This window comes from Inquilinus sp. (genome assembly GCF_039594555.1).
In the GTDB taxonomy this organism is placed as follows: domain Bacteria; phylum Pseudomonadota; class Alphaproteobacteria; order DSM-16000; family Inquilinaceae; genus Inquilinus.
This window is the reverse complement of sequence record NZ_JBCNNF010000217.1, coordinates 1-11617: the sequence shown is the minus strand read 5'-3', so window position 1 is coordinate 11617 and position 11617 is coordinate 1. Positions and strand designations below refer to the sequence as shown.

11 protein-coding genes are annotated in these 11617 nt (G+C 69.2%); 3 read left to right on the top strand and 8 right to left on the bottom strand.

Annotated elements, in window-relative coordinates; genetic code table 11:
* Positions 1–136, bottom strand: a 136-nt coding sequence (locus ABDW35_RS21795; protein WP_343715981.1) for a sugar phosphate nucleotidyltransferase, incomplete at its 3' end; no start/stop codon positions are given.
* Between the two features lie 376 nt (positions 137–512).
* Here ABDW35_RS21795 and ABDW35_RS21790 point away from each other — a divergent pair.
* Positions 513–3095: a glycosyltransferase family 4 protein gene (locus ABDW35_RS21790; protein WP_343715980.1), complete on the top strand. Its 2583-nt coding sequence runs from the start codon at positions 513–515 to the stop codon at positions 3093–3095.
* 270 nt (positions 3096–3365) lie between these two features.
* Positions 3366–3656, top strand: coding sequence for a hypothetical protein (locus ABDW35_RS21785; RefSeq protein ID WP_343715979.1), 291 nt, complete (start codon positions 3366–3368; stop codon positions 3654–3656).
* Between the two features lie 7 nt (positions 3657–3663).
* Here the strand turns inward: ABDW35_RS21785 and ABDW35_RS21780 are convergent, their stop codons facing one another.
* Positions 3664–4317, bottom strand: coding sequence for a glutathione S-transferase family protein (locus tag ABDW35_RS21780; RefSeq protein ID WP_343715978.1), 654 nt, complete (start codon positions 4315–4317; stop codon positions 3664–3666).
* 153 nt (positions 4318–4470) lie between these two features.
* On the opposite strand from ABDW35_RS21780, the gene ABDW35_RS21775 reads away from it, so the two are divergent.
* Entirely contained in the window at positions 4471–4821 is a 351-nt protein-coding gene (locus tag ABDW35_RS21775; protein ID WP_343715977.1) for a hypothetical protein, read from the top strand.
* A gap of 363 nt (positions 4822–5184) precedes the next feature.
* Here the strand turns inward: ABDW35_RS21775 and ABDW35_RS21770 are convergent, their stop codons facing one another.
* From ABDW35_RS21770 to ABDW35_RS21745, 6 genes are all read right to left on the bottom strand, one after another.
* A complete protein-coding gene (locus ABDW35_RS21770) occupies positions 5185–6414 on the bottom strand; it encodes an AGE family epimerase/isomerase (protein ID WP_343715976.1) in 1230 nt (409 codons plus the stop codon).
* A 30-nt stretch (positions 6415–6444) separates the two neighbouring features.
* Positions 6445–7962, bottom strand: coding sequence for a phosphomannomutase/phosphoglucomutase (locus ABDW35_RS21765; protein ID WP_343715975.1), 1518 nt, complete (start codon positions 7960–7962; stop codon positions 6445–6447).
* A gap of 169 nt (positions 7963–8131) precedes the next feature.
* The gene (locus ABDW35_RS21760; protein WP_343715974.1) at positions 8132–8437 is read right to left on the bottom strand and encodes an HU family DNA-binding protein; all 306 of its coding nucleotides are present in this window, start codon (positions 8435–8437) and stop codon (positions 8132–8134) included.
* Between the two features lie 80 nt (positions 8438–8517).
* A complete protein-coding gene (locus ABDW35_RS21755) occupies positions 8518–9249 on the bottom strand; it encodes an ATP-binding cassette domain-containing protein (protein ID WP_343715973.1) in 732 nt (243 codons plus the stop codon).
* Positions 9246–10052: an ABC transporter permease gene (locus tag ABDW35_RS21750; protein WP_343715972.1), complete on the bottom strand. Its 807-nt coding sequence runs from the start codon at positions 10050–10052 to the stop codon at positions 9246–9248. Before ABDW35_RS21750 ends, ABDW35_RS21755 begins: the two co-directional genes overlap by 4 nt.
* Before the next feature lie 48 nt (positions 10053–10100).
* The coding region (locus ABDW35_RS21745; RefSeq protein WP_343715971.1) for a hypothetical protein at positions 10101–11617 on the bottom strand (1517 nt) is incomplete at its 5' end.

Sequence of the window (11617 nt, the reverse complement as noted above, 5' to 3'; positions counted from 1 at the left end):
TCTCCTGGATCATCGTCTGGCCCGAGACCAGCGGCAGGAACTGCTTGGGATAGCCGGCCCGCGACAGCGGCCACAGCCGCGTCCCCGACCCGCCCGACAACACCACCGGAACCACCGCTTGCTCGATCCGATTCATGACCTGCTCCAGATTTCAGGCGCTGACCTTGTATCAGCCATCAGGTTGGCGAATTCAACACTTCGAAGACCATCAAATTCAGGGAAAATCTTCCGCTAACCCGAGCTCGCCCGATGGTCCCATACGGCGCTATGACGCTTGGGATCTGCGGATTGTTCCCGCGACATCCGATCCTGGGGTGTTTCCGCCGCTGACCGACGCGAAATCTGATTTCGCGTCGTTATGATTTGAATTTATGTGCGCTGCAGCATAGTCTTCGATTCCGAGCGGGGCGTCCAGCCGCCCGTTCGAATCCCAGGTTTCCCCGGTCGAAGGGTCCTCGTCCATGAAGATTCAAGCCTTGGTCGCAGCGGTGATTCCTGATGCCTCCGCTTCGGTGATCGATCCCCATGAGCTGCAGGATCTGATCGACGCGGCGGATTGGGACGGCGTCAACGCCCGGTCGCTGGAGTCGCGCGCCGCGCCGCCCCGCGACGGGGTGCCGGGCGTGCAGCCGCGGCGCACGGCGCTGCTGGACCGGCTGTACAGCGTCGCCCGCGACTCGGAGGAGGATTTCAATCCGGCGGACGCGGCCAAGGCGGCTGCGGCGCTTTGCCTCTCCCAGCACAACCACGTGCTGTCGCCGCTTGATCAACCGGCAAATGGGCAGCCGGCGATCGGCGGCGTCTTCGTCGAGGACGGCATGCTGCATCTCTGGGGCATCAACCAGCTGGACCCGGCCGAGCCGGTCGAGCTGGCCCTGGTGATCGACGGCCGCCGCATCTTCGATGCGCGGACGGATCCGTCGACCGGCCGCGTCGCCTTCGCCGCCACCCGGCTGCACGGCCGGCACCGCTCGCTCGGCTTCGAGCTCGACGGCACCGTGATCCCCGGCCCGGCCTTTACCGCCCTGTCCTTCTGGAAGGACCCGGACGCGCTGGGCGAACTGGCCGACCACCTGGCGGACATGGTCGGCCGCACCGACTATCTCGGCGCCCGCTACATCGCCAAATGCCACCTGCCGAAGACCATGGCGCGGCTCGACGTCGCCAAGGACGGCGACAAGGTCAAGGGCCGCATCCCGGAATTCGTCCGCTACATGGCGAACCGGTACGATTGCGACACCAAGAACCTGGTCGGCTACCAGGGCACGGCGCAGTGGATCATCTCCGACGTCATGGAGTATGCCGACCGCCGCAGCATCTTCTGCATGACCAACGAGATCCACGAGGCGCTGTCCGAGGGCGTGTTCAACAAGCGCGCCCTGAAGAACGACGTCTCGCTGGCGCTGTTCTCGTTCTGGCGCCGGCACTACCAGCATATCGATATCTTCAGCGACGAGGGGCTGCGCAAGGTTCAGTACAAGTTCGCCACCGCGCCCTTCATCAGCGACAAGAACAACCAACTGCTGATCTCCAAGGCGCTGAAGGAGCGGCTGAGCGCGGTGGTCGACGCCTACCGCACCCGGGCCCTGCCGTGGAGCTGGTACTGGCTGTTTCGGCACGAGGACGAAGGCACCACCCACAAGATGATGGAGGCCGGCTATGCGCTGACCCTGTCGTTCAAGGAGGTGCTGGCCGACCTGATCGAACCCAACCGCTGCTCCTTCAACCCGCGCAACTGGATGTCCTACTGGGGGTCGACCCCGCAGGAGGTCGCGGGCCACTTCACCCGATTCGACCTGGCGCTGATCTCGCTCCTCAACGGCCGCGCGGTGCCGGAGGAGCTGATCGCCGAGCGCGGGCCGGACGTGCTGCGCCGGCAGCTGATCGACCAGGTCTACAGCCGGTCGCCGCGCCTGGCCGCGATCTCCGCGGTGGCGCCGGAGCTGGCGGCCGCCCCGGCGGCGGACCCGGCGATCCAGTACATCGACCTGGTGATCGTCGGCCATGCCAACGCCACCGGCCTCGGCCGCAACCTCAACATGTTCGTCGAGGCGCTGTCGCATTTCGACCCGCTGGTGTTCAACGCCGATGACGGCCAGTGCGTGAACCCCGAGGGGCGGTACCGCGAGGACATGAACCTGCGCGCCCGGGTGGTGGTGCTGTGCGTCAACGCCGACCGGGCGCCGGAGATGATCGCCCGCTTCGCCTCGATCTGCGAGGACGCGCACATCATCGGCTTCTACCTGTGGGAGACCGACACGCCGCCGGAGACCCACCTGCTGGGCGCCAATGCGGTGGACGAGATCTGGGCCCCGTCCGGCTTCGTCGCCGACGGCTATCGCAAGATCACGGCGACGCCGATCAGCAACATCCGCAAGGGCCTGGCCAGGCCGCCGGCCCGGGTGTTCAGCCCGTTCCTCGACCGCTTCCGGCGCAGCCCGAGCGAGCTGATCTTCCTGTCGCTGGCGGAGTTCGGCTCCTCGATCGTGCGCAAGAACCCACTCTCGGTGGTCAAGGCCTTCCAGCAGGCCTTCGCCGAGGGCGACGAGGAGGTGCGGCTGCTCCTGAAGATGCGCGAGATCGACCCTGGCCACTGGAGCAACTTCGACGGCTACTGGGAAGAGGTCGAGGAGCGCATCACCGGCGACAGCCGGATCGAGATCGTCGAGGGCAACCTGACCGACGCCGAGTACTGGTCGCTGATCGACTCCTCGGACGTGTTCGTGGCGCTGCACCGGGCCGAGGGCTTCGGCTACGGCATCGCCGACGCGATGATGCTGGGCAAGCCGGTGATCGTCTCCGACTATTCCGGCACCCAGGATTTCTGCACGGCGGACAATTCCTTCCTGGTCGATGTCGACGTGGTGCCGACGCCGCCGGAGCAGATGCGCAGCAAGTCGTATGTCGGCCACTGGGCCAGCCCGCGGGTCGACCAGGCGGCGGCGGCGATGCGCGCCATCCTGGAAGACCGCGAGGCGGCGAAGGCCCGGGCGCTGAAGGGCCAGGCGCGGATCTTCGCCGATTACAGCTTCGAGGACTGGCAGAGCGGCCTGGCCACCCGGATCTGCGACCAGCTGGCCCGGCAGCAGGGCTGACGGCGCGGGTGTCGTTGGCGGGGCCTCTCCCGCTTGCGAGGCCTTTCGGAATTCCCTCGGATCGTCCTGGGCGCTGAATACGAAAGCAGACCGAGTCCCCCCTCCCCCTCCCCCCTCCCCCTCCCCCCTCCCGCAAGGGGAGGGGGGGACTAAGAAAGAGAAGGTCGCGGCTATTGTGAAAGGGTCTCGCAAGCGGGAGAGGCCATGCGCTCTGCCGCCGATACCCAATCGTGACCGGGGAGAGATCCTCACATAGGCTCCGGGAGGACCATGCGTTTCCTGATCCTCGCCGCCTATATCGCGTTGTCGACCTTCCAGGCGGTGATCATCTGCTCCGGCCTCGTCGCCTGGACCGGCATCCCGGCCGCCGCCGCGGTGCCGATCGCGACGCTGCTTGGGCTGGTGCCCGGGCCCGGCACGATTCTCGCCATCCTCGCCGCCGGCTCCGCCTGGGGCTGGCCGTGGTTCGGGTCGACCGCGCTGTTCTGCGGGCTGCTGGCGCTGTGGGGGCATGTGACGCTGCACCACGCTCTGCCGGCGCTGTCTTCGGACAGGGAGTAGGGGCCGATCAGCCGGCCGATGCGGCGATGAAGACCGCCCGCTGGGCGGCGAAGGCCCGCTGATAGGCCGGCCGTGCCTCGCCGCGGGCGATATAGGCGGCGACGCCCGGATACTCCCCGAGCAGATCCGACCCCTGCAGCCGGCGCAGCACCGTCACCATCAGCAGGTCGCCGGCGCTGAACCCGCCGTCGAGCCATTCGGCATCGCCGAGATGCCTGGACAGCCCGTCCAGCCGCTTCCGGATGGCGTCCTCGAGGACGCGCAGCCGCTGCTCGTACCAGGGCTCGTCGCGCTCGAGAATCCGGGCCAGGGCGCGCTCGAACACCGGCGGTTCGACCGTGTTCAGGGCGGCGAACATCCACATGATCGCGCGCGCCCGGGCGTTCGTCTCGCCCGGCAGCAGGCCGCCATGGCTCTCGGCAATATGCAGCACGATCGCCCCCGACTCGAACAGGGCAGGGCCGCCCTCCTCCTCATAGGTCGGGATCTGCCCGAAGGGATGCAGGGCGAGATGCGCCGGCTCCTTCATCGTCTTGAAGGAGAGCAGGCGGACGTCATAGGGCTGGCCCACCTCCTCCAGCGCCCAACGGACGCGCATGTCGCGCGCCAGCCCGTTGCCGCGATCGGGCGAGCGTTCGAAGGCGGTGATGGTCACGGTCATGGTCGGTCTCCAGGGAATGTCTGCCTGGAAGACGATCGTCCGGGGTGGAGTCCGACACGCGGGGCCGGGATTGTTCTCTGCCGGTTCGGCGCCACCCCGCCGCGCCCCTGCGAGGTGCGGCGGGAGGCGCGGCGCCGGGCGGCGGGGTGGCAGGTGGCCGTCACCCAGGGCGACCGTTCGCACCGGGTGTTCCTGGCGATGGCCGCGGAGGTCGGCGAGACCGCCGAGAGCGAGGTAGAGGATGCCCGCCTCTGCCACGAGATCCGCGACTATCTGGAGCGGTCGGAGGTGGCGGAGCGGGTGGAGTCCTGCCCCGCGCCGGCGATGGTGGCGGAGCTGTGCCGCCGCTACGGGCTGCCGGAGGACATGGAGGAGTGGCTGGCCATCGCCGACGCGGCGCTGGAGGAACTGGGCTTCCTGGCGCCGGCCGATGATCCGCCGGAGGATCTGCCCGGGCCGCGCTCCGCCCCCGGCCGCAGGCCCAGGCCGCCGGATACGGGGTGAGCGCGGTGGTCGGGTTCGCGGCCGCGAACCCAACTACGAGAACCAGATGTTTCGCCTCTCCCGCGCCGCAGGAGGGGCCGAAGCTGCTGGCCCTGTCCCCCGCAACCGTCATTGCGAGGAGGCGAAGCCGACGAAGCAATCCATCGTCCCGCACGAGCGGCTGCATGGATTGCTTCGCTGCGCTCGCAATGACGGTGTTGGAGAGGCAAACCGGTCAATGAGAAATCGTCTGGAAATGCGCTGGTGTGAGTCGGCTGGTGGTGGTTTCGAGACCCGGAGCGCAGCGCACATTTCGTGCGTGAGCACCGGAAGCGCAGAAACCGCCGCCAGACGGCCGCACCAGCAGCATCTACGGGCGATCTCTCAGGCCGCCGCCCCGGACAGCGGCATGGCCGGGCCCAGCCGGCCGGCGGCGAAGGCTTTGTCCAGCTCCTCGATGGCGCAGATGATGTGGTAGAAGCTGCTGGCCGGCGCCGGTTCCTCGACGAAGGTCCCGTCGGCCTGCAGCTTGTCGCGCCACAGCCCGGCCACCGGCACGTCCAGGTACTTGAGCAGCCCGTTGACGCCGGCGGCGATGCGGCCGCGCCACAGTGCCTTCTCGGCCTCGGTTTCGGCCACGCCGGCCAGCGCCACCGCGGCCTTGATCCGCTCGGTCTGCGGCCACAGCCGGGCGCCGGAATCGACCGGCGCGCCGTCGTCCAGGATGGCGTTGACGGCGGCATTGCGGGCCGGGTCGACGCCGGTCTCCTCCGCCGCCTCGGCCATCCGCCGCGCGGCGGCGACGGCGTCCGGCCGGCCGCGCAGCGTGCCCCAGCGCACCAGCAGCCAGGCCCATTCGAACAGATGGCCGGGCTCGACGATGCGGCCGTCGCGGCCGGGGGCCGGCTGCCATTCGCCGTCGAAGAACTCGCGCAGGTAGCCGGTCCTCGGGTCGATGAAGTGGGACAGCGACAGGCCGGCGATCTCGTCGGCCAGCGCGTTCCAGGCCGGCTGGTCGGGGCCCTGGCCTAGCTCGACCCAGGCCAGCGACGCCTCCAGCAGATGCATGTGCGGGTTGGCCAGCAGCGGCAGCTTGCGCGGCGCGGCCTCCTCGAAGCCGCCCAGCGCGTGCTTCAGCGTCGCCTCCAGCCGCTGGCGCAGCCGGGTGGCGGCGGCGGTCAGCGGCGCCGGGTCGGCGACCACCGTGCTGGCGACGGCCAGGGCAAACAGGGCAAAGGCCTGGTCGTACAGCACCACGCTGTCGTCCAAGGTCGCCCCGTCCGGCCCGACCAGGGTGCGGAAGGTGCCGTCCGGCCGCTCATAGGCCTTCCGGAAGAAGGCCAGGCCGTGCTCGACCGCCTGGCGCGACGGGCCGGTCCAGCCGAGGCGGCCGGCGACGGCGAAGGTGAAGACCTGCCGCGCCTGCACCCGGGCGCGGCGCGGCTCGAGGCAGGGCGTGCCGTCGAGGTTCAGCCTCTCGTGGAAGCCGCCGCGCTCGCGGTCGGCGCCGGTCTCCCACCAGACCGGCAGCGCCTGCGCGGTCAGCCAGGTCATCAGCCGGTCGCGCAGGCCCTGCAGGGTGGCGATCTGCTCGGTCGGGTTTTGGGTGCTCATCACATCGGCTCCAGCGGCAGGTCCCTGTCCTCAAATCGTCTGATTGTAGGCGCCCACTTCGGGATTCTCACGCAGCACCGTGTCGACCGCGTGGAACATCTCGTGCAGCCGGTCCTTCGACACCGGGCTCTCGACCACCACCACCAGCTCCGGCTTGTTGGAGGAGGCGCGGACCAGGCCCCAGGTGCCGTCCTCCGTGGTCACGCGGATGCCGTTGACCGTCACCAAGTCGACGATGCGGTGGCCAGCCAGCCCGCCATTGGCCGCGATCTCGCGGAAGCGCGTCTCGACCCGCTGCACGACGTCGTACTTCACCTCGTCGGCGCAATGCGGTGACATGGTCGGCGACCCCCAGGTCTGCGGCAGGGCGCGGTAGAGGTCGGCCATGCTCTTGCCGGGGTTGCGGTCCATCATCTCGCAAACGGCGATGGCGGTGACCAGCCCGTCGTCATAGCCGCGGCCGATCGGCGGGTTGAAGAAGAAGTGGCCGGATTTCTCGAAGCCGGCCAGGGCGTTCAGGTCGCGCACCCGGCGCTTGATGTAGGAATGGCCGGTCTTCCAGTAGTCGGTCTTGGCGCCCTGGGCCTGCAGCACCGGGTCGGCGGCGAACAGGCCGGTCGACTTGACGTCGACCACGAACTGGGCGCCGGGGTGCAGCGCCGACAGGTCGCGCGCCAGCATCACGCCGATCTTGTCGGCGAAGATCTCGTTGCCCTCGTTGTCGACCACGCCGCAGCGGTCGCCGTCGCCGTCGAAGCCCAGGCCGAAATCGGCGCCGGTTTCCTTCACCTTGGCGGCGATGGCGTGCAGCATCTCCATGTCTTCGGGGTTTGGGTTGTAGTTCGGGAAGGTGTGGTCCAGCTCGACGTCGAGCGGGATGACCTCGAGGCCGATCGCCTCCAGCACCCTAGGGGCGAAGGCGCCGGCGGTGCCGTTGCCGCAGGCGGCGACGACGCGCAGCTTGCGCTCGATCCGGCGGCCTTCGGTCAGCTCCCGGACATACTGCTCGGCGAAGCCCTCGACGAAGCGGTAGCCGCCGCCGGTGCGCGGCTCGAAGGCGCCGGACAGCACGATGTCGCGCAGCCGGCCCATCTCCTCCGGCCCGAAGGTGACCGGGCGGCTGCAGCCCATCTTCACCCCGGTCCAGCCATTGTCGTTGTGCGAGGCGGTGACCATGGCCACGGCCGGGACGTCCAGCGCGAACTGGGCGAAATAGGCCATCGGCGAGACCGCCAGGCCGATGTCGTGCACGATGCAGCCGGCCGCCATCAGCCCCTGCGCCAGGGCAATCTTGATGGCCATGGAATAGCCGCGGAAATCATGGCCGACCACGACCTCCGGCTTCACCCCCGCCTCGTGCAGATAGGTGCCGAGGCCGAGGCCCAGCGCCTGCACGCCCATCAGGTTCAGCTCCGGCGGCTTGTCCGAGCCGGGATGGCCGAACCACCAGCGGGCATCGTATTCGCGGAAGCCGGTCGGCTTGACCAGTGGCGTGGTCTCGAAGGCGTAGGTGTTGGGGGCCAATGATGCGGAGGGCTTGGGCAGCATCGCGGGATCCTCGGGGGCGGCGGGGGAGGAGGGGCAGGCAACGGAAACCCGATCGCCGACCCGGGGCAGTCCCGGATCGGCGGCACGGACGAAGGCACGCCTTCGGATCGGATCGATTGTTATGGTTCAGCGGGCCCTGGCGGGGCGGCCGGGTCCCGGGTCAGCGCCCTCAGGCGTTGAGAGCTTCGCGCACCGGCTTGGACGGGCTGAACACCACCTTCTTCGAGGCGGCGATGGTGATCGGCGCGCCGGTGGTCGGGTTGCGGCCCTCGCGCTCCGGCCGGATCGCGACCTTGAACCGGCCGAAGCCGGAGATCGAGACCTGGTCGCCGCGCGCGGCCGATTCGGTGATCGCCTGGAAGATGCTGGTGAGGATGCGCTTGGCCTTCACGCGCGACAGCTTGTGGTCCTGGGCCAGCTGTTCGATCAGCTCCGAGGTGTTCATCGGCGGTCCTCTAGATGGCAATGGGTGCATGGCACCCGGTGGCAGGCCCGGGGAAGCCCCGGACCCATGGCGCATGCTCGGGCGAGCATGTCGGGGCGGACGGGCGGAGGTCAGGGCAGCGGCGCGGGCAGCTCGTCATCCTCCTCCTCCTCGTCGAACTCGATCGGCGGCTCGTCGTCGCCGGGGAACTCGTCGTCCTTGAACGCCAGGATGGCGTCGCGCACGGAGCCGTAGGTGGTCAGCCGGCCGTCGGACAGCACCGCGCCGGTGTCGGCGAAGCGGCGCAGCATGCGTGGCCGTTTGGTGGTGAAGACCAGCGTCGCCTCGCGCCGGCGGGCATCGACCAGCTGCTCACACCAGTCGCGGAAGCCGGGCGGGCCGCCGATCACCGATTCATCGGCCAGGTAGATGTCGAAGGGCAGGGCATAGGCCGCGGTGAACAGCAGGCGGCTGCGCTTGTCGCCGGTGTAGCTCGCGAACGGCTTGTCGAAATCGGTGCCCAGATTGGCATGGGTCTCGACGAAGCGGATCACCTCGGTGGCGTCGGCGCCGTAGATGCGGGCGGTGAACCAGACGTTCTCGCGCCCGGTCATGGTGCTGACGAAGGGGCCGGCGGTGCCGACCAGGAACGACACCCGCCCGCGGCGCAGCACCCGGCCGGAATCCGGCGGGATCGATCCCGCGATCAGGCGGATCAGCGTCGACTTGCCGGCGCCGCGGCGGCCCAGGATGCCGACGGTCTGCCCCGGCTCGAACACGGCGCTCAGCTCGTCCAGCACCAGCCGGCTGTGGCCGGTGCCGTGCGACCGGTAGCGCTTGGTGACGCGGTCCAGAACGATCATTTCGCGGTCATCCGGCGGGTCCGCAGCGCCCGCTCCAGGACCAGGCCGATGAAGATCGACCCCAGCGCCCAGGACAGCAGATAGGTCTTGTCCAGGCACACCGTCGGATAGGTCAGGTAGAAGCCGGTGCGGAACCACTCCACGCCGTGCAGCACCGGGTTCCAGACCAGCCAGTCGCGGATCTGCGCCGGCATGTAGTCGGGCACGTAGAACACGGCGCTGAGGAACAGCAGCGACCGGCCGAACACGCCGTACACCACCGCCCATAGCCGGAAGAAGGAGCCGATCACGCCGTTGACGATGCCGACGCCGACCGCCGTGGCCGCGATCACCAGGAAGGCGGAGACCACCTTCAGCGGCTGGATCGGCGCCGCCTCCGGCACCCCCATGACGATGTGGATGAAGCTGAACAGCAGGATCGCCACCACCGCGAGCTGCAGCGTCTCCAGGAAGGCGCGGGCCAGCAGCAGGTCCAGCGGCTTGACCAGCGGCACGCCCTTGGTCAGCCCGCCGCCGCGCAGCGCCGTCATCGCCTTCGACGAGATGTGCATGAAGGTGAAGTACGGGATCATGCCGGTGCCGAGGAACAGCAGCATGCTGGTGCCGAAATCCGCCTGCCGGCCGATGGCGGAGAACACCGCCATCATCATCGCCAGCTGCAGCATCGGCTCGAGCATCTCGAGCAGGTAGCTGAGGCGCGAATGCCTGGCGTGCATCCGCATCTCGCGCAGCATCAGCGACACCAGGACCCGGACCTGGACCGCCAGGGCCGTGCCCAGGCTGGGCCGCGCCAGCACGGTCATGGCGCGGCTCCGGACAGGGGGGCGATCGTCGGCATCATCCGGCCCGCCTCAGATCATGTGGTCGCGCACGGAGTGGACCGTGAGCATGGTGATGGCCCAGGCGACGAAGGCGATCAGGAACACAATCAGCACGTCCTCGTAGCGCTGCGGATACAGCGCGTACTCGGCCAGCTGCGGCTCGACATAGGGCATCAGATAGGTGCGGTCGGACATGGCGCTGCTGCGCACCTGGTCCAGCGCCGTCAGCATGTTCTGGTAGCTCTGCTGCGCGAACTGCATCTCCAGCCGGATGTCCTCGTAATCCGACAGGGTCGCGGCATAGCCCTCGCTGCTCGAATTGCCGGCCGGGCCATTGCCGTTGCCGGCGGCCGGGGCGTTGCCGGAGCCGAGCTCGCCCTCGATCTTGTTCAGTTGGTCCCGGGTGGCGGCGATGTTGTTCTTCAGCACCTTGATGGTCGGCGCGTCCGGCGACATGTGGGTCGACAGCGAGGTCAGCTGCGCTTCCATCTGCGCCAGGTTGGTGCGCAGCTGCAGCGACAGGCCGAGGGTGGAGGACGCGCTGGTCGAAAGGTCCGGGGTCTGCTGTACGTTGCGGAACTGGCGCAGCTTGGCGGTCACCTCGCGCAGCCGGTCCTCGGCATTCTTCACGTCGCGCTCGGCGAAGCGGACCGAATCCTCGCGGGCGCGCTCGGCGATGCGGTTGACCAGGTCCTCGCTGGAGGCGATCAGCGCCTTGGCGACGCGCAGCGAATCCTCCGGCGTGAAGGCGCGGACCTGGACGATCGAGATGCCGGTCGACACGTCGAAGCTGGCATCGACCCGGTTCTGCCAGTACTCCACCAGCTTCTCGATCGGCACGGTGGGGTCGAGGCGCGAGAGGTAGTCGGCCTGCGGGCTGCTGTAGATCGCGCGCAGGTCGACGCTCTTCAGCAGGTCGCCCACCGCCTCGCGGCTGGTGATGTAGTCGGCGACGATGAAGTTGTCGCTGAACGCCGACAGCCGGGCCGACTGGCCCAGCGCGGCGCCGACCAGATCGGTGGTCGCGGACGAGGCCGAGGCGTTCGAGGATTTCACCGCGAAGCGGAACTCGGACACGTACTGGTTGGCGGCGAAATAGAGGTAGTAGGCCGCGCCGGCCGCGGTCGGCAGCACCACCATCAGCAGCAGCGACAGCCAGAACCCGGCTGACAGCCTGGCCTTGCGGCTGGGCAGCCGCAGCGGCTCGGCGCGGGTGTCGTAGCGGCGCTCGAGCGGCGTGCGCCGGGCCGTCGGCGGCGGCGCCGAGCGCACGGCCGGCACGTCGCGGAAGCCGGTCACCAGCTCATCCGCCGATCGCCGCCGGCTGGGCAGCGAGGTGACGGTGGCGTCGGCCGGGGCGGCCTCGTTCTCCGGTTCGGCCCCGGCAGGCTCGCCGCCGCGGCGGGCGGTCATTCGCGCCCGGGCGGCGCGCAGCTCGGCGATGGTCCGCCGCGACGCCGGCGCATCCTGGGAAGCGTCGGAGGCGTCCCGGGAGTCCGCGACCGAAGCCTGCTGGTCCAGCTTTTCGGAGAGGTCTTCCGAGGGAT

Excerpts from the sequence above, each read along its gene's own strand:
- ABDW35_RS21755 (WP_343715973.1), bottom strand. The coding sequence starts at position 9,249 with ATGATCGTTCTGGACCGCGTCACCAAGCGCTACCGGTCGCACGGCACC.
- ABDW35_RS21750 (WP_343715972.1), bottom strand. The coding sequence starts at position 10,052 with ATGACCGTGCTGGCGCGGCCCAGCCTGGGCACGGCCCTGGCGGTCCAG.
- ABDW35_RS21765 (WP_343715975.1), bottom strand. The coding sequence starts at position 7,962 with ATGCTGCCCAAGCCCTCCGCATCATTGGCCCCCAACACCTACGCCTTC.
- ABDW35_RS21760 (WP_343715974.1), bottom strand. The coding sequence starts at position 8,437 with ATGCACCCATTGCCATCTAGAGGACCGCCGATGAACACCTCGGAGCTG.
- ABDW35_RS21770 (WP_343715976.1), bottom strand. The coding sequence starts at position 6,414 with ATGAGCACCCAAAACCCGACCGAGCAGATCGCCACCCTGCAGGGCCTG.
- ABDW35_RS21780 (WP_343715978.1), bottom strand. The coding sequence starts at position 4,317 with ATGACCGTGACCATCACCGCCTTCGAACGCTCGCCCGATCGCGGCAAC.
- ABDW35_RS21785 (WP_343715979.1), top strand. The coding sequence starts at position 3,366 with ATGCGTTTCCTGATCCTCGCCGCCTATATCGCGTTGTCGACCTTCCAG.